Source organism: Aurantibrevibacter litoralis (assembly GCF_034651555.1).
In the GTDB taxonomy this organism is placed as follows: domain Bacteria; phylum Bacteroidota; class Bacteroidia; order Flavobacteriales; family Flavobacteriaceae; genus Aurantibrevibacter; species Aurantibrevibacter litoralis.
The window spans coordinates 306,147-324,708 of sequence record NZ_JAYEEQ010000001.1; the positions used below are offsets into that span (position 1 = coordinate 306,147).

Consider the following 18,562-nt stretch of genomic DNA (forward strand, 5'->3'; position numbering starts at 1 on the left):
AAACTAAGGAAAGAGAACAGAAAAAAATGGCGAAAGAAAATTTAGAATGCTCCTTCTGTGGACGAAAAAAACCGGAAACTAATTTATTAATTGCAGGTTTGGATGCCCATATATGCGACCGTTGCATAGAGCAGGCGCATGGTATTGTTTCCGAGGAGTCTAAACAGTCTAAAAACAACGATTTAAGCTCGGATTTGGTCTTAAAAAAGCCCATGGAGATTAAGGAGTTTTTAGATGGTTACGTTATAGGACAAGACAAAACGAAAAAAGTCATGGCTGTAGCCGTGTACAATCATTACAAGCGATTGTTACAAACCAAAACTAAAGGTGACGATATTGAAATTCAGAAAAGTAATATTGTCATGGTGGGGCAAACGGGAACAGGAAAAACCTTAATGGCAAAGACCATAGCCCGCATGCTGAATGTACCCTTGGCTATCGTAGATGCTACCGTTTTAACCGAGGCCGGCTATGTAGGTGAGGACGTAGAAAGCATCTTAACCCGACTCTTGCAGGCAGCAGATTACAATTTGGAAAAAGCAGAACGGGGTATAGTTTTTATAGATGAAATTGATAAAATTGCGCGCAAGAGCGATAATCCATCCATTACCCGCGATGTGTCGGGTGAAGGCGTACAACAAGGGTTGCTTAAATTATTAGAGGGTACGGTGGTAAATGTACCGCCAAAAGGAGGCCGAAAGCATCCCGATCAAAAATTTATTGAAGTAAATACCGAAAACATCCTTTTTATTGCAGGCGGTGCGTTTGATGGTATAGAACGTATCATTACCAAAAGACTAAACCTTCAAGCTGTGGGCTATAGTGCCTCTAAGGCAGAAGATAGCGTAGATAATTCTAATATCTTACAATATATCGTTCCTAAAGATTTAAAGGATTTTGGACTTATACCCGAAATCATTGGTCGTTTACCCGTAATGACTTATATGAATCCTTTAGATGCATCAGCCTTACGAGCTATACTTACAGAGCCTAAAAATGCCATAATAAAGCAGTATGAAAAACTCTTTGAAATGGATGGTATTCAATTTAAGATTACGGAACAGGCCTTAGATTATATTGTGCAAAAGGGAATAGAATATAAACTTGGTGCCAGAGGGCTCCGATCGCTATGCGAAGCTATTTTTACCGATGCCATGTTTGAGTTGCCAAGTAACGGCGAAACTGAATTTAAAGTGACCAAGCCGTACGCCGAAGAAAAACTATCGTTCGTAACCTTAAAAAAACTAAAAGCAGTATCTTAAACTTGATACTGCTTTTGTATCACTGCGCCCAATAGATTTTGACATACTTTTTTGATGATTTTCTCATCGGTATATAATTCATGTCCAAAACCGGGAACCACCTCAACGTCTATTCCTAAGCGGGTAATCCATTCGTTAGATGGCACATACGCATCGTACGCGCCAAAGAGTAAGGACACCGGGCAATTTGGTTTTAGATTTTCAACGTCAATGCGTCCAGCCGATACCGCAAACAAAGATTTCATGGGTAAGCCTTTTAGATGGGCGCGCCATGCGATCGTACCTCCCGCGCAAAACGCCAAGTAATGACTTGGGACTGTTTCTCGCCGCAACAAATGTGTCACCGCGGTATCTAAACCACCGTTTATAAATTCGTTACACACATTGTCATAGCTGTCTACAGGAAGAGTAATGTTGGCTAATTGTTGACAATCGTAAAAAACGATATCAAAATACTGCTGTAAATAGCCCAGATAAGACGTAATCCAAAGCCCCTTTTTAGAGCCCCACATATCTGATAGAATAACTAAACGTTCTGCCATACTTAATTTTTTAGCATGTAGGTTAAACTTATGCCATGCAATATCTTAAGAATCTTTGAAAAGGCTCTATTTATTTGTTTAATAGGAGTAATTCGTCGATGTATTCCCTTTTATTAGATAATCTGGGTATTTTGTGCTGTCCGCCGAGTTTGTTTTTCTTTTTTAGCCAATCATAGAACAAGTTTTCTCTAGCGATATGCATTTTGGGCATAGTAAGGGTAATGCTGTTGTAGCGTTTGGCTTCATAATCTGAGTTTAAGGACTTTAGTGCATTATCTAATAAGAATACAAAATGATCTTTGTGTTCCGGAAGGCGTCTAAATTCTACAATCCACTCATGCGAGCCCTTTTTTCGATCTACCATAAAAATAGGAGCCACGGTGTAATCTTTTATCTCTGCACCGGTCTGTAAACAGGCACTTTTTAAAGCCTCATCTGTATTTTCTATGATCAGTTCCTCTCCAAAAACATTGATATGATGCTTTGTCCTTCCTGTAATTTTAAGCCGGTAGGGAGCTACAGAAGTAAACCGAACGGTATCTCCAATTTTATAACGCCATAAACCGGCATTGGTTGTAATTACAATAGCGTAATTTGTACCTACTGCCACTTCCCAAAGTGGAATACTCTTCTGCTCGGGCAATCCGTAGGTATCCATGGGAATAAATTCGTAGAAAATGCCGTAATCTAACATCAACAATAGATCATCGGCATTATTTCGATCCTGAATGGCGAAAAAACCTTCGGAAGCATTATAGATTTCGTAATAGTTAAAATTCTTTCGGGGTAATATTTTTTTGTATTGCGCTTTGTATGGGTTAAAGCTAACCCCACCATGAAAATAAACCTCAAGATTTTCCCATACCTGAAAAAGATGGCTCTTACCCGAATCCTCTAGTACGTTATTTAGAAGTACAAGCATCCAAGAAGGCACCCCGGCCAAACTGGTTACATTTTCCTGAGCACTTTCTTTAATAATCGCTCTAAGTTTTTCTTCCCATTCGCTCATCAACGACACCTTGTTGCTTGGAGTACTACTTAATTCTGCCCAAAAGGGCATATTATCTATGAGAATGGCTGAAAGATCACCGAAAAAAGAACCATTGTCTTCGTAAAGCTCCTTGCTGCCGCCCAAGCGTAAGCTTTTACCCGTAAACAATTGTGAATTCTCATTATTATTCAGATAAAGGCACAGTAAATCTTTTGCCGACTTATAGTGGCAATCTTCCAGTGCTTCTGCACTTACAGGTATAAATTTGCTTTTGGCATTCGTAGTGCCGCTACTCTTGGCAAACCATTTTATGGCTGTGGGCCAAAACAAGTTTTGTTCGCCTCGGCGCGTGCGCTCTATGAGTGGTTCTATTTCTTCATACGTTACAATTGGGACACGATTTTTAAAAATTTCATAGCTGGAAATCGTGGCGAAGTCGTATTTTTTACCTATTTCTGTATCTTCAGCAATGGTGAGGAGCTGATGCAACACCTCATCTTGAACTTCCCCGGGGTACTTTAGAAACAGCTCTATTTGATGGTAGCGCTTTTTCAATAACCAGGATGCTATGGAATTTACGATGGTTATGGGCATTTTTCAATATCTTTAGCCTGAATTAGTAGGTTGGTAACATTTAATAAAATACCTAAAAATAGCCTTTAAATTTACCATTTTCAAATTGATTTTCATCAAAAAACTATTTTAATGCACTATCAAGGAGTACTTCAAAAAATGCAAACCGAAATAGGATCTCCTATACAATATTATTTGAGTTTTGAAAACGATTTTTTAAACCTCAATCAAGTTCTAGACAGATCATTGGAAATTACACTTTTAAAGTTTCAATGTCTTCATTGTGCTAAGGACTTGCCTATTTTTCGTCAGGGCTTTTGTAAATCTTGTTTTTTTGATATTCCTTCTGCCGGTGATTGGATTATGCGACCCGAACTAAGTACAGCGCATTTAGATATTGCCGATAGAGATTTAGATTATGAAAAGAGGATGCAATTACAGCCACATATGGTGTACTTGGCCAACTCAAGCAATGTTAAAGTAGGAGTAACCCGAAAATCACAGATACCTACTAGATGGATAGATCAAGGTGCCCATGAAGCGCTTGAAATCGCTGAAGTACCCAATCGGTATCTCGCCGGAGTGATAGAGGTTGCTTTAAAGGCACATGTGAGCGACAAAACGAATTGGCGAAGAATGCTAACTAATGCCGTGGCAGATGAAGATCTTACGGATTGGCGGAGCAAATTACGTCCCTATTTTCCTACGGAAACAGAGGAATTTTATTTGGCACACAGAACAGAAACACATCTGGAGTTTCCTGTATTGCGCTATCCTCAAAAAATTCGAAGTTTAAATTTGGACAAAAACCCAATTTATAAAGGCACTTTAAAGGGTATTAAGGGGCAATACCTCATTTTTGAAGACGATACCGTTTTTAATGTTCGCGCCAATGAAGGGTACTTTGTTTCCTTGACCGTTAATTCACAGAATCTTTAGTAGTCGTGGTTGTTTCTTTCTTTTTTTTACTGCCGAACAAGCCGCCCAAGACTTCTTTAGCCGCCTCTTTAACAGCATCTTCCTTCGGAATTGTTGCGTCTTTTTTTACCGTTGTTGTGTCTTTAGGTTGTGTAGTGTTCCCTAAAAGACCGCCCAAAGCATCTTTTACACTTTCATTTACCGAACCACTTGTTGTGGTAGAATCATTACCGGTTGTTTTCCCTGCCAAAATAGATCCAATTAACTCATTGGCTTTTCCTTTACCTTGGTTTAGCAATTTTTGTTTTTCTATTTCTACCAACTGAGCCGTAAGGTTCTTTATGCCGGAAGTTACATCGGTAGTAACCGTTGGACTGGAATACAGTCCGCCAATATTGGCCGTTACAGGCACCGTTAAATTGTCTAAGGATTTGTCGTCTATCTTGGCAATTAGTGAATTTACTTCATTGCCCAAATATTTAGAAGGTACGTGTAAAGTGGCTGCATAATTTAAATTCTTGTCAAAAGAGTGGCTACCGGAGATATTTACGGCAATGTCTTTATAGGTAAGGGTAAAAGGTTTTACTTTTACTAGGCCGTCTTCAAAGCTCAGGGCCGTCTTTAAGCCAGAGAGATTCAATTTGTCTAACTGTATAAAATTTAATTTACCGCTAAGTTCGGACATGATTTTTGTCTGGTTTGGATTTAATTCGGTCGACAGTAATTCGGCCAACAGATTTCCGGATAGGGTGGCTAAATTAGGTGTAAAATCTTCGTTTAAATTTCCAGAAAGCACAATATCCGAATTTAACCTTCCTTGGAGCGCAGCCGCCACTGGCGCAAGGGCATCAAACAAGGCTAAAGCCTTAAATGTTTCTCCGATATCAAAACCGTTCATTCCCAAATTCATGGCAAATGTCGGCGTTTCATTTTTGGTAGACACTTCGCCGTTAAAGGATAGTTTTCCATCAAAAATAGACGAGGTCATATCGGTTAAAACAGCCTTTTGATCTTTAATTCGTAAATTGCCACTAACGTTTTTAAGGGTCAGATTATCGTAGTGTACCGTATTGGCTGATGCTTTTACGGTAACATCTAAAAAGGAAGGTATTTTAATTGATTCGGTAGCTGTTGTTGAAGCAGCAGATTCAGAACTTTGGGTATCGGCAACCATAAAATCGCTCACGGAAAATGTGTTAGATGCAAGCTCAAAATTGCCTTCTACATCCTCATTATTAAACAAAAAACCCAATAGGTTTTGTAAGGTGCCTGTGGCTTGAAAATCGGTCTTTCCGGTAACGCCTGCAAATTCAGTAAGCGTAACGGTTTTTGGATTAAATGTCATCGCCATTTTTTGTATCTGTACGGTATTTGGCATTTCGGCCGATTTGTATTCAAAACCAGACAAATCTAGTTTACCGCTGGTTTTGGTATTTTCATATTGCTTTTTCTCTATGGAAACCATGTCAAAAGCGGTCTTAATATCGGCATTTAAAATCCCCTTTAAATTCAAATCTGGCGGCACAGGATAGGCAGAGGCAAGATGGGCCAAATTCATTTTGCCCACCATATGGGCATCTACCTTGGTGTTTCCCATTAGATCTCTTATTTTAGAGGTCATGCTAAATTTATCCTGATCGGTCATAAAAGTTAACTGGCGTATGTCCACATAGGTGTCTTCTACAATGCCAGTAGTATTTGTAATTTCGGTATCTATAAATACATTGGTCACCGATTTTGGCAGATCGGGATATTTAAAAGAGGCATTATCTGAGTTAATTTTGATATTGAAGGTCGGAATGTGTGTGTCGTCTACTACGCCTTTAAATTCTCCTGATACCGCAAAGTTGCCCGTAGTTTTTACGTCCGAAATATTTTTAGAATAGGCCTCCGGCATCACGGCCAAAAAATTCTTAAAGTCAGACGAAGGGGTCTGAAACGAAATAGCTACTTCCTGATTGGTATCATTCAATTTTACAAAACCTTCAAAAACTAGCGGAAGTTGGTTTATCACGGCTTCATTTTTTAAGAACGTGTATTTGCTTTCATTTAAATCGATGCCAATAACCGCATCTAATTGAACCTTGTTTTTATTGAGGTAATTGGTACTGTCCATTTCAAACGATACCAAGGCATTTGTTGTAGTATTAAGTTCAGATTTTTCTAAGGAGAGGTCGCCCGTACCACTGTGGTTCATTTCTGAAATCTCTAAATGCATTCCGGAAGAAAAATCATCGTAGTTTATACGCGCATTAGAGATGGCATATTCTTTTAGAGAAAGGGTGAAATTGCTATCAGAATCCGCATTACCGCCCTCCGAGGCGCTTTCTATGGCAATATCATAATTGGCGTTCTCTTGGGCATCAATCTTAATATGAACCAAAGCCCCATCCAGTATAAGACTTTTAATAGCTATGGGCTCTTCAGCTCCTTTAAATAATTCCTTGATAGAAAGGTTTAGTCGCACCTCTTTAGCCGCAAAAAGCGTATCGCCTAGAAAAGGTTCCTTATTAAGGACAGAAATTTCGTTTAATGTGAGCGTGGCATTGGGAAAAGAACGAAACAAGCTAAGGTCTGCTTCTGCAAAATTAAAGGTGGCATTGATACTACTATTTACTTTGTTCTTTACGATCTCGGCTATTTTTCCTTTTAGAAAAAATGGAGCGGCTACCAACACCCCGATTATTAAGAGTAGTACAACTCCAAGGGTAATACCTATTTTCTTTTTCATTTTTTAGTGTTTTATAGTACCTGTTTTTTTTGGTTGCCTATACGTGCGCTGTAAGCGAGGTGAACACCAAAGGGCTCCTCATATACTTAGTGCATACCGTTTCATAGTACTTACAACTGCAAACACAATCAATTATTATGTTTCCAATTCTATTTCTTGACCCATGGCCAAATGGAAACGCTTTCGTATCAGATATACGAAGAAATAAAGGAAAGGGGTGTCTATAAATGCTATAATTATCTTAAAAATAAAACCACTGACCACCAAACCGAAAAACATAGACCACGGAAGCACTTTAAAGACACACAATAGCCCCACTACGGTAAAGGTATCTATAAATTGAGATAAAAAAGTGGAGAAATTATTCCGCAGCCAAAGAAGTTTACCTTTGGTAGCTTTTTTCCAAAAGTGATAAATAGCAATATCTACGTATTGCGCACATAAATAGGCAATCATCGAGGCCAAAACCGCTATAGGTGAAAGCGCAAAAACAGTGTTGAATAAATCATCTCCTATTGGGGAGTTAGGTATGGCTGGAACACGATTTGCTAACAAGACAATACCCATGGAAAAAAAAGAGCCAAAAATGCCTACGGTAACTATCTGATTGGCTTTTCTTCTTCCAAAAATCTCGGATATTAGGTCGGTAATTAAAAAAGTGATGGGATAGGGGAGGATGCCTACCGACAATTCAAAAAGCGAGGCACCAAAAATACGAACTTCTCCGAAAGGTTGCCAATAGAAAAATTTCTGAAAAATGAGATTAGATACGACTAAAGAAGTGATAAACAGTGATCCTAAGAACAAATATATCGAATAAGCGAGCTTTCGGTCTTTTTGAGTCATAAAAGGGATTTAATGGCGCTTTTTGAGGCCTAATGCACAACAAATACTACATGATCTGCACGTTGTGTACCTCTGTATTATTTAATGGAAAGGACAAAAGGCAATCTCGCCTGTATCCCTTTTTGTTCCAAAGCAAATTTGACTTCTTTAAGCAAATGGTAGGTTTCTATTCCTATTTCATCTTCAATGAAACGCTGCATAATTGTAGCCCTTGAACCCTCGAGATTTTCCATTAGTTGCTCAAATCCGGATTTGTATTTTGGAAAATTCTTAATGCTGTAAGCATCTAAATTTGCCATTTCGGCTGCAGCGCCTAAGGCATCCTCCAAGCCGCCAAGTTCATCAACCAATCCTATTCTTTTCGCCTCGGTACCACTCCAAACTCTTCCTTGTGCTATCTCATCGGCTTCTTCCATTGTAATTCCTCTACCCTCGGCTACTCTGCTGAGGAAGGTGCGGTAGGTTTGTGCAATACTTTCTTGTACTACATTTTTAAAGCCATCGGTGATAGGCTCAAAAAGAGAATAGTCTATAGAATTCTTGTGGGTGCCTACCTGTTCTGCATTGACGCCTATTTTTTTGGATAATTCGGCAACGTTGGGGATTGTTCCAAAAACACCTATAGAGCCGGTAATAGTGGTGGGCTCCGCAAATATTTTGTCGGCTCCTGTGGCAATGTAGTAGCCACCAGAGGCAGCTACGTCACCCATAGAAACTACCACAGGTTTTACTGCTTTGGTAAGTGCCACTTCGCGCCAAATAATATCGGAGGTCAATGCGCTGCCTCCCGGAGAATTTACACGCAACACTATGGCTTTTATATTGTCGTCTTCTCGCGCCTTTTTCAGCGCATTAAGCATGATGCCTTGACCAATAATTTTAGCATTGCCTTCGCCGTAAAAAATCTCACCTTGGGCATATACAATCGCAATTTTGTCCTTTATTGAACTTCCTTTTTTTTGTTTGTTATTTTTTATGTAGGCAGATAGATCGACATAGGAAATATCCTCTTCCATAGACAATCCTAATTTATCCTTAAGAAACAGTTCATACTCATCAAAGTGTACGGTACCATCTACCAAACCCGAAAGGTTCGCATATTTAGAAGTTCTTCCGCCTAGAGTGTCGGCAATGGCATTCAAATCACTCACAGCAATAGCTCTACTATCAGCAATATCGGTAACAATGGTTTCCCAAAGAGACGCTAGCAATGCTTGAATCTGGTTGCGGTTGTCTTGGCTCATTTCGTTGGCCAAAAAGGGCTCTACGGCACTTTTGTATTTCCCATGACGGATCACTTCCATTTTAACCCCACTCTTTTCTTGAAGATCCTTAAAAAATAAGACCTCTGTAGAAAGTCCTTTAAAATCAACGGCACCCTGCGCGTTCAGGTAAATTTCATCGGCAACGCTAGCCAAGTAATAATCTTTTTGCATAAAAAAATCGCTGTAGGCATAGATAAATTTTCCAGAGGACTTAAAATCGGCCAAGGCCTTGCGAATCGCTTGGGTTTGCGCTAGCCCTGCCAAAATAAAATTATTAGCGATGCTTATGCCTTTTATGTGGCTATCCTCTTTGGCTGTTTTTATGGCCTGTAAGACGTCGTCTAAACCTTGATTTTCACTAAAAAAACCAGAAAAAGGATCCGTATCATCGTTACCTACATAATCTTCTAAGGGTTTTGTTATCTGTAAGGTTAGCACTGAATTATTTTTGATTGAAATGCTATCTTCCGTACTTCCTATTAAGGCGATTAGAACAAACAACATAAAGAATAAGATGCCAAGGGCAATAAGAGACCCAAGGATAGATGCCACCAAATTTCTAAGAAAATTCATTTTGGTTTCAGGTTTTAATTTTAACCCACAAAGATACCAATTGCAATGATCTTGTACAGTGCTTTACGAAAATTTCTATACAAACTTTAATAGGATTTAAAAACCGTACAATTAAATACTACCTTTAGATGAGGCACACACATGTCCGTTACTTTTCTTTATTTTGCAGATTGATTTTGTTCTAAATGCATACGGTATATTTTTCATTAGGAAGTAATCTTGGTCACAAACATTTTTTTTTGCAGAAAGCTATTTTGTTGATGCAGGAGCATTTAGGGGTTGTGCAAAAAGTATCACCGGTATACGATAGTCCGGCTTGGGGCTTCTCGGGAGACGATTTTTTAAACGCCTGTATTTCCTTAGAAACGCATAAATCACCGGAAGAGGTGCTATCTGCCGTACTTTTTATCGAAAAACAACTAGGACGTGTACGAAGCTTGGAAAGTGGGTATCAGCCCCGAACCATAGATATCGATATTTTGTATTACGATAACCTACACTTAAAAGGCGATGATCTCCAGATTCCACATCCTCAAATGCATTTACGAGCTTTTGTGTTGCGACCACTCACGGATATTGCGCCCCAATTTTACCACCCGGTACTACGTAAAGACACACGAAATTTAGTGCAGGAATGCAGGGATAAAAGCGCACTTAACAAGGCTTCGTTTAAACTTTTTAAATCGCAAGAACTACTTTTCTCCCAAGTGCAATTTATGGCTATTGAAGGCAATATTGGAGCGGGTAAAACGACGCTAGCCAAAAAAATAGCTTCCGATTTTAATGCCAAATTGGTGTTAGAACGTTTTGCGGACAACCCATTTTTGCCAAAATTTTACGAAGACCAAGCGCGCTATGCCTTCCCTTTAGAAATGTCGTTTTTGGCCGATCGGTATCAGCAATTTATGGATGATACAGCACAATATGATCTTTTTAAAAGTTTTATGATCAGTGATTACGACGTACATAAATCGCTCATTTTTGCAAAAATAACGCTACAACAAGAAGAATTTAACCTGTATCGGAAGGTTTTCGGTTTTATGTATAAGGAGGTTGTTGTGCCCAAAATGTATGTATACCTGCACCAAAATACGGTTAGACTGCTAGAAAACATAAAAAAAAGAGGGCGAACCTACGAACAAAATATTGAAGAAGCCTACTTGGAAAAGATTCAACATGGTTATATGAATTTTATCAAAAGCTATCCCGAAAAAAATGTTCTGATTTTGGATGTTAGTAATTTGGACTTTATAGAAGAAGAAAAAGACTACACGTATATCTTGGATGAGCTGCAAAAATTTGTGATTAACCAACAGATTTAAGATAATTTTCACAAAATCCTTGCAAATTCGAAAAGCTTTTGCGTAATTGCGTACCCTTAACGGAACTAACTAACTCAAACTATAACGGAGGCCCGGCAACTGTCGGGTCTTTTTTATGGTTTTTTTATGGCTTGATGTTGCGCCCAAAAGTCCCAAATAACAATACCTGCGCTTACGGAGATATTTAGAGAGTGTTTTGTGCCTTGCTGTGGAATTTCGAGCACCATATCGCAGACCGAAACCACGTTTTGGTGAACTCCTTTTACTTCATTTCCAAAAACGAGGGCATATTTGGTATTGTTTGCCCGTTTAAATTCATTGAGCTTTATCGAGTTTTGGGTTTGCTCTACGGCAACGGCGACATACCCATCCGACTTCAGTTTGTGCACTAGATTGCATGTGTCTTTATGATATTCCCAAGCTACGCTTTCGGTGGCTCCCAATGCTGTTTTATGAATGTCTTTATGCGGCGGTGTTGCGGTAATACCGCACAAATAAATTTTTTCAATTAAAAAAGCATCGGCGGTTCTAAAAACGGAGCCAATATTGTGTAAACTGCGTATATTATCCAGCACAACCACCACCGGTGTTTTGTCTATTTCTTTAAACGCATCTACGTTTAATCTGTTTAGCTCGTTATTGTGTAATTTTCTACGCTCCATGCTTATTTTTTGGCAACGCCTACCCCTCCATTTTAGGGGCAACCCAAATACTAAAGTTATCCCCAAAATATGAACAATTGGGATAATTCCGGTGTAAAATTGATACTTTAGTAGGCGTAATAGCTACGCAAAATTAATGTAATAAAATCGCTTTTGAAACCAACAGATAAAACAAAAAAGCTAACCCCTTTGATGCAGCAATATCAAACCATCAAAACCAAGTATCCTGATGCGCTTTTGCTGTTTAGAGTGGGCGATTTTTACGAGACCTTTGGGGAAGACGCCGTTAAAGCATCACAAATATTAGGTATCATTCTTACCCATAGAAACAATGGTGGCGATAGAACTGAACTCGCCGGTTTTCCCCACCATTCCATAAATACCTATTTGCCCAAATTGGTTAAGGCGGGTCTGCGTGTGGCTATTTGCGACCAGTTAGAGGATCCCAAGCAAACAAAAACCATTGTAAAAAGAGGCGTAACCGAATTGGTTACACCTGGTGTGGCACTCAACGATGATCTTCTTCATTCTAAAACCAATAATTTTCTTTGTGCGGTACATTTTGGACGGCACCGCATTGGTGTTTCTTTTTTGGATATTTCTACAGGAGAATTTTTAACCTCAGAAGGTACCGAAGAACAGGTCGATAAATTATTGCAGAATTTTGCGCCCAACGAGGTGTTGGTTTCTAAATCCCATAAAAAGGAGTTTTTGGAGGTTTTCGGAAAGCAGTTCCACACCTTTTTTATCGAAGATTGGGTCTTTCAAGAAGATTACACTCACGAAACCTTAACCAAGCATTTTAAAACCAAAACTTTAAAAGGCTTTGGAGTAGATCACCTTGCTCATGGTGTCATCGCATCTGGGGTGGTACTGCATTATCTTTCTGACACGCAGCACCGCCAATTGCAGCATATTGCCACCTTACAGCGAATCCCCGAGGAAGAATATATTTGGATGGATAGGTTTACCATAAAAAACCTGGAGTTATATCATGCGTTCAATGCAAATGCAGTTACGCTTCTAGACGTTATAGACAAATCGATTTCGCCTATGGGTGGGCGCATGCTAAAGCGATGGCTGGCACTCCCGTTAAAAAACATCGAAAAAATCCGAAGAAGGCATCATATTGTTGCGCATTTGCAATCTGAAGAACAACTTCTTCACACTTTTCAGCATCATATCAAACAAATTGGCGATCTCGAGCGGTTGATTTCTAAAGTAGCTACCGGTAAAATTAATCCAAAAGAAGTTATTCAGCTCAAAAATTCATTGGAAGCCATTGTGCCTATCAAGCAACACGCCTCTAAAACCTTGAATGAGGCACTAAAACAGCTAGGGGACCAAATGCACAGTTGTGACCTGCTTAGGGCTAAAATCAAAGAAATGCTCCATGAAGAGGCTCCTGTAAATATGCTTAAAGGAACTACTATTGCCCAAGGCTATTCAGAAACCTTAGATGAACTTCGGGGTCTCGCATTTTCAGGAAAAGACTACCTCAATAAAATGCTGGAACGAGAAACCCAGCGGAGTGGTATTAGTTCACTTAAAATTGCGTCTAATAATGTTTTTGGATATTATATTGAGGTTCGAAACACCCACAAAGACAAGGTTCCCGAAGATTGGATTCGCAAACAGACCTTAGTGAATGCCGAGCGTTATATTACCGAAGAACTAAAGGAATACGAATCTAAAATTTTAGGTGCCGAGGAGCGTATTCTAGAATTAGAACAGCAATTATTTTCTCAGCTCTTGGTTTGGATGCAAGAATATATTGCCCCTGTACAACACAATGCGTTGCTTATTGCACAGTTGGATTGTCTTTGTGGATTTGCCCAACTTGCTAAAGAAAACAGGTATGTAATGCCCGAAATAAATGACTCTACCGAATTGTATATTCGAAATGGAAGGCATCCGGTGATAGAGAAACAGTTGCCTTTGGGCGAAACCTATATTGCCAATGATGTTCTTTTAAATCGGGAGGAACAGCAAATTATTATGATCACTGGTCCCAACATGAGTGGTAAATCAGCTATTTTGCGGCAAACGGCACTCATAGTTTTAATGGCGCAAATGGGAAGTTTTGTTCCTGCTGAAAGTGCTAAAATTGGCGTTATAGACAAGATATTTACCCGTGTAGGTGCCAGCGACAACATCTCTATGGGCGAGTCTACTTTTATGGTAGAAATGAACGAAACGGCCTCTATCTTAAATAATTTATCTGAACGCAGTCTTGTGCTTCTTGATGAAATTGGACGCGGTACCAGCACCTACGACGGTATTTCTATTGCTTGGGCTATTTCGGAATATTTGCACGAACACCCGGCACGGGCAAAAACTCTTTTTGCTACACATTATCACGAGCTTAATGAAATGGCCACGACCATGGAGCGGATCAAAAACTATAATGTGTCCGTAAAAGAATTGAAAGACAATGTGCTGTTTCTTCGCAAACTCGTAGCCGGTGGTAGCGAACACAGTTTTGGAATCCACGTAGCCAAAATGGCCGGTATGCCACAACAAGTCATATCCAAAGCGAACAAAATCCTTAAAAAACTCGAAAAATCGCATTCTAGTGCCGAGTTAACAGATAAACTTCACTCGGCTCAGAACGAAATGCAATTGAGCTTTTTTAATCTCGATGACCCTTTATTGGAACAAATTAAAGAAGAAATCACCCATTTAGACATCAATACCTTAACACCCGTAGAGGCGTTAATGAAACTGAACGAAATAAAGCGATTACTCACCAAAAAGAAAAAAGCGTAGCCGTATGCCCTTAGAGTTGTAAGGTTCGCAAGTTGTTCTTTATAATTTTTTCATGCTTTTACCGAAATTTGCTTTGCTTTTTAGAGAATTGTATTAAATTTGCATCCGCATCATAGAAGATGCCCTATAGTATTAAAAAAACTTCTGAAATACTGGGGGTTTTAGTGAAACGGTCTTGTACATAATTTAATGCGAAAATAGCTCAGTTGGTAGAGCGCAACCTTGCCAAGGTTGAGGTCGCGGGTTCGAATCCCGTTTTTCGCTCGACGTCGACTCCGCTCAGTCACCACGGGTGGAGTTTTTTGTTTTTCGAAAAGAAGAAGCATCAAAGTCTAAGGCTCGAGTGGTGGAATTGGTAGACACGTTGGACTTAAAATCCAATGGACATTAGTCCGTGCGGGTTCAAGTCCCGCCTCGAGTACGTAAAACCCCGTAAATATTGACTTTACGGGGTTTTTTTATTGTGTTTTGTACGATTATTGTACGATTGACTTCTTTTAGGTCATTATTTCACCATCCAACCGTTCATGTGATCATTAATGAAACCCTCAACTTTCGTTTTTGCGCTTTTTACAAAATCGGCGATACTGCCGGTACCATAAATAGAATCCTGTATGTCTAAGTAGAAGTTTACCACCTCATCACGGGCAATGTCACTATCATACAACTTATTATTTTTTAAAGGGCTTAAATCTATGCCTAAAAGGGCCATATTGGTTTCACATGGGATATAGGGCAAATCAGAACACCAGGGAGTTAAATAATCTTTCAGGTTTTCATATTCCCGCAATTGCTTAAAATAGGTTATTGCATCCGTGAACGATAGTGTATTTTCTTCATCGACACATTGTAGCACCGTGTAAAGTATTTTTGAATCCAATCTTTTTTTGGACTGCATCCCTTCTGATAGTTTATTTATCCATCGGAATTGCTGTATCACTTCTTTAACTACCATCGAGGTTTTAAATATGGTCCGCTCTTTGCCATATAGGTTTTCCAGATTTAGCACCATTACAGAATCTGAACTTCTTTCGTTCTTAACAATTTCGTGTAATGCTTGATTAGTTTTTAGTATCATAATTAATTATTTAATGTTGTTTTTATGTTTCAAATATACATTAAAATATCATTTATAATAATTTATTTGAAAATTATTGCTTACTTATTATCAATTAATATATCTTTAGTGATGTTATATATACATAATATGGTCAATAAAAATTTTTAAAATGATAAAGAATAAGATTAAATATTTCCTTAGAAAAAAGGATATGAAACAATTTGAATTAGCTGATAAGCTCGGTATAAAAAAAGAAACACTTAGCCGGATTATCAATGGAAATCCCACCATACAAAGCATAAAGGACATTGCGGACGCTTTAGATGTTGAAGTAGTTGAATTATTTGAATCTAAAGGGCCAAATGGATTTATTGAGTATAATGGTACCAACCATCCAATACGGTCATTTTCTGACCTCAACGAACTTGTCTCTACAATCAACAAAAATAAAAAAACCCTCTAGCGCAGCTCTAGAGGGCATCCTAATAAACAACAATTGACAATCGAAGACTTTTTAACCTTTAAATTTTTTGTCTATTTCGGAATAAAACTCCTGAGCCTCGAGCATCGTATAATAATCTTCCTTTTGCTCGGGATTCTCTGAATTTGAAATACCAGGTAGTTTTGAATCTAAACGTTCATCTACATTGCCATAGAAGTTTTTAACCTCTCTTTCGGCTGCATCAGTATAACTTAACCCGGACATGATGCCGTCTCTAAGTTCCCATTTATTGGTAATGGGTGAATTAATCCAGCTGTTTATCCGGATGCGCTCCTGTTCTACTCCAAGGTTGAAAACCTCATTATACAGCTCTGAATTATGAATTTTTAAAATTTCGGGACTCATTTTATAGTTTTTTATCGGTTCAATTTGAATATTGTTTTCTGGGCTATTTAAAAGCGGTTCGGGATGCAAGGCCTAACGAATCTATTCCCAAACCTGCCATTGGAAGACCATAGGCAAAACCATCTTTTATTCTTATATAGATATTTCCATATGAATTTACATTCTTGCCTGGGCATTTTTCGGATGTGCTATTTTCCGTTATGTTCCCATCCATATCAAATTGATATAAGGCCTTTGTTTTATGATTCCAATATGCAGTTCCTACATTAACGATCATGTAGCAAAAACAATCTTGTAATTCGTCTTTATCTGGATATTTCATTACCAACCGCCTTGATTGTGAGTAATTAACACAGGTAGACCCTTCGTATCTGAATTGGTGTCTTTTACATTTCGACCCGGATCATTTAAATTGATATTTAAAGAGCCCCCTAATACGGCCTTTTCCAAATTCGCGTTGCTTTGGGCTAAATTTTGAGATGGGCTGTCTATAGGTTCTTTTGAAATATCTTCAGGGAAATCACTATCTAATTTTAAATTATTCCTTTCCCTAATTCCGGAAATAAAATCCAGCCCTTTGGTAACCCTACCAATCAATGGAATTTTTGACATGAATTTTAGTATTTGTTCCATAGGGTATAGTATCCCATCAGCTAGAACTTCTCCAATACGTTTAATTCCCGCAAAAATACCACCGTTGGTAAAAGCATCTTCTATACTACTCCAATGCCTTTTAAAACTCATTATGATGTTAACTATCCATCCCAACGGACCTAAAACCTGTAACATAGATGCCCCCCAAGTATCATATTTCCGGATTGCCGTATCTATTAATACCACCAATCCATAAATTGCAGCTATGGCCACAACGATAGGATTTGCGCTCATGGCAGCATTTAAACCCCATTGGGCAACGGTCCATATTTTAGTTACCACTTGTATGGCTGTTATGATAGCCACTGCACTTTTTAAAGCAATGAAACCACCTAACAATAAGGCTGCGCTTTCTATCACTATATCCATATTCTCGGCTACCCAATCCATAGCCTTTCCCATAGTATCTAATGATTTATTATTGGAATTAGTGACGGTTGTATAGTTTAAAAATTGATTTTTAATTGCCATTAACCGCTCTCCGAAAGATCCTGTATTAATTGCAGCCTGAGCCTGAGCGGTACCGGATTTGTTTATGTTTGCCAACATAGCATCAAACCCATCTACATTGTTAAATAAGGCTTGACCTAAAGCTGCATTTTCCCGACCTAAAACTTGCAATACTGCAACGTTGTTTTTTCCAAGTTTGGCAAACTCTTTTAACCTTTTATTAAATGGAAGCGAAATATCTGTGACAATATCCAGATCCACCCCCATCTTTTTTAAGGCTTTTAATTGCCCTGCGGGAAGTATTTTGGAACTGGCCATGATGGCTAATATGTTTTTTAACTTGGTACCTGCTTCACTGCCTTTTTCAAAACCAGATATTAACTGTACCAAAGCAATAGACTCATCTAATTTGGTGCCGGTAGCAGCTGCAATAGTACCGAACTTACTCAATGCTTCTGCTGTCTGTGGGATTTTGGAAGCTCCGTAAATAGAACCAGCTGCCAACTGATCTATAGCATACTTAGAATATTCTGCACCTAATCCAAAGTGGTTTAAAGAAGTGGTTAAGGCATCCGCAGAATCTGCCAACTCCATCTTTGCAGCCTTACTTAGAATAATGGCATTTTTGGTAATATCTGCGAGTGCTTTCGGAGTCTGTAATAATTCGGGTTTGGCAGATGCAATCAGGTCCATGCCATAAAAGATATCTTTGGCGGCCATTTTTGTGGCTTTGGCGGCATCCATTGCATGCCCTTCTAAAATAGCCAAATCATTTCCCGTGGCACCGGTTATAGAAGATAGCGATGCAAGGCTATCATTGTATTGTAAATTGTTTTGTATTGCCTGAGTGAAAATAGCACCTATACCAAGCCCTAAAGCGAGCTGGGAAAGACGACCCATTTTATTAAAAGTGGCAGATACTTTGGTATCGAATCTTTTAATGGCTGCTACACCTGTAGTGGCAAACCCTTTGGTAGAGTTTACCATTTTTTGCACGGTGTCCGTGAACTTGTCCACAGCGGTAAAAGTGGAAGGTATTTTTATAGTTGCTGCCATATTCTGAACATTTAGTATAAAATTATAACTTTTTAGACGTG

Annotated in this window: 15 protein-coding genes and 2 tRNA genes; 7 read left to right on the forward strand and 10 right to left on the reverse strand. The window is 38.8% G+C overall.

Annotated features, from left to right (window positions below; translation table 11 throughout):
• The first annotated feature begins 26 nt into the window (after positions 1-26).
• Positions 27-1,262 carry an ATP-dependent Clp protease ATP-binding subunit ClpX gene (clpX, locus tag U1E44_RS01295; protein ID WP_322929102.1) on the forward strand — a complete coding sequence of 412 codons (1,236 nt, stop codon included), beginning with the start codon at positions 27-29 and terminating at the stop codon, positions 1,260-1,262.
• Here clpX and U1E44_RS01300 read toward each other — a convergent pair.
• Together U1E44_RS01300 and U1E44_RS01305 are read right to left on the reverse strand one after the other, a co-directional pair.
• Positions 1,259-1,804, reverse strand: coding sequence for a dienelactone hydrolase family protein (locus U1E44_RS01300; protein WP_322929103.1), 546 nt, complete (start codon positions 1,802-1,804; stop codon positions 1,259-1,261). The genes clpX and U1E44_RS01300 overlap by 4 nt on opposite strands.
• A gap of 70 nt (positions 1,805-1,874) precedes the next feature.
• The gene (locus U1E44_RS01305) at positions 1,875-3,389 is read right to left on the reverse strand and encodes a GH3 auxin-responsive promoter family protein (RefSeq protein WP_322929104.1); all 1,515 of its coding nucleotides are present in this window, start codon (positions 3,387-3,389) and stop codon (positions 1,875-1,877) included.
• A 111-nt stretch (positions 3,390-3,500) separates the two neighbouring features.
• Between U1E44_RS01305 and U1E44_RS01310 the strand changes: the two genes are divergently transcribed.
• Positions 3,501-4,307 carry a DUF2797 domain-containing protein gene (locus U1E44_RS01310; protein WP_322929105.1) on the forward strand — a complete coding sequence of 269 codons (807 nt, stop codon included), beginning with the start codon at positions 3,501-3,503 and terminating at the stop codon, positions 4,305-4,307.
• Here U1E44_RS01310 and U1E44_RS01315 read toward each other — a convergent pair.
• The 3 genes from U1E44_RS01315 to sppA form a co-directional block, all read right to left on the reverse strand.
• The gene (locus U1E44_RS01315) at positions 4,288-7,017 is read right to left on the reverse strand and encodes an AsmA-like C-terminal region-containing protein (RefSeq protein ID WP_322929106.1); all 2,730 of its coding nucleotides are present in this window, start codon (positions 7,015-7,017) and stop codon (positions 4,288-4,290) included. The two genes, U1E44_RS01310 and U1E44_RS01315, sit on opposite strands and share 20 nt — an antisense overlap.
• A 135-nt stretch (positions 7,018-7,152) precedes the next feature.
• Positions 7,153-7,863 carry a queuosine precursor transporter gene (locus U1E44_RS01320; protein WP_322929107.1) on the reverse strand — a complete coding sequence of 237 codons (711 nt, stop codon included), beginning with the start codon at positions 7,861-7,863 and terminating at the stop codon, positions 7,153-7,155.
• A 77-nt stretch (positions 7,864-7,940) separates the two neighbouring features.
• Positions 7,941-9,701: a signal peptide peptidase SppA gene (sppA, locus tag U1E44_RS01325; protein WP_322929108.1), complete on the reverse strand. Its 1,761-nt coding sequence runs from the start codon at positions 9,699-9,701 to the stop codon at positions 7,941-7,943.
• Between the two features lie 185 nt (positions 9,702-9,886).
• Between sppA and folK the strand changes: the two genes are divergently transcribed.
• Positions 9,887-11,023 carry a 2-amino-4-hydroxy-6-hydroxymethyldihydropteridine diphosphokinase gene (gene folK, locus U1E44_RS01330; RefSeq protein WP_322929109.1) on the forward strand — a complete coding sequence of 379 codons (1,137 nt, stop codon included), beginning with the start codon at positions 9,887-9,889 and terminating at the stop codon, positions 11,021-11,023.
• Positions 11,024-11,136: 113 nt separating this feature from the next.
• On the opposite strand, the gene U1E44_RS01335 is transcribed toward folK, so the two are convergent.
• Positions 11,137-11,685, reverse strand: coding sequence for an RNA methyltransferase (locus tag U1E44_RS01335; protein ID WP_322929110.1), 549 nt, complete (start codon positions 11,683-11,685; stop codon positions 11,137-11,139).
• A 192-nt stretch (positions 11,686-11,877) separates the two neighbouring features.
• On the opposite strand from U1E44_RS01335, the gene mutS reads away from it, so the two are divergent.
• From mutS to U1E44_RS01350, 3 genes are all read left to right on the forward strand, one after another.
• Positions 11,878-14,454, forward strand: coding sequence for a DNA mismatch repair protein MutS (gene mutS / locus U1E44_RS01340; protein WP_323673830.1), 2,577 nt, complete (start codon positions 11,878-11,880; stop codon positions 14,452-14,454).
• 191 nt (positions 14,455-14,645) lie between these two features.
• A tRNA-Gly gene (locus tag U1E44_RS01345) sits at positions 14,646-14,718 on the forward strand.
• A gap of 73 nt (positions 14,719-14,791) precedes the next feature.
• Positions 14,792-14,875 (forward strand) — tRNA-Leu (locus U1E44_RS01350).
• Positions 14,876-14,959: 84 nt separating this feature from the next.
• Here U1E44_RS01350 and U1E44_RS01355 read toward each other — a convergent pair.
• Positions 14,960-15,532: a hypothetical protein gene (locus tag U1E44_RS01355; protein WP_322929113.1), complete on the reverse strand. Its 573-nt coding sequence runs from the start codon at positions 15,530-15,532 to the stop codon at positions 14,960-14,962.
• Between the two features lie 151 nt (positions 15,533-15,683).
• On the opposite strand from U1E44_RS01355, the gene U1E44_RS01360 reads away from it, so the two are divergent.
• Positions 15,684-15,977 (forward strand): helix-turn-helix domain-containing protein, encoded by a 294-nt coding sequence (locus U1E44_RS01360; protein ID WP_322929114.1) that lies wholly within the window; start codon positions 15,684-15,686, stop codon positions 15,975-15,977.
• Between the two features lie 51 nt (positions 15,978-16,028).
• Here U1E44_RS01360 and U1E44_RS01365 read toward each other — a convergent pair whose 3' ends face one another.
• Genes U1E44_RS01365 through U1E44_RS01375 form a run of 3 tightly spaced genes read right to left on the reverse strand, consistent with a single transcriptional unit; the run spans position 16,029 to position 18,521 of the window.
• Positions 16,029-16,361, reverse strand: coding sequence for a hypothetical protein (locus tag U1E44_RS01365; protein WP_322929115.1), 333 nt, complete (start codon positions 16,359-16,361; stop codon positions 16,029-16,031).
• A gap of 43 nt (positions 16,362-16,404) precedes the next feature.
• On the reverse strand, positions 16,405-16,683 hold the full coding sequence (locus U1E44_RS01370; RefSeq protein ID WP_322929116.1) for a hypothetical protein: 279 nt from the start codon (positions 16,681-16,683) through the stop codon (positions 16,405-16,407).
• Complete coding sequence (locus tag U1E44_RS01375) at positions 16,683-18,521, reverse strand: phage tail tape measure protein (protein ID WP_322929117.1); 1,839 nt, start codon at positions 18,519-18,521, stop codon at positions 16,683-16,685. Before U1E44_RS01375 ends, U1E44_RS01370 begins: the two co-directional genes overlap by 1 nt.
• Between the last annotated feature and the right edge of the window lie 41 nt (positions 18,522-18,562).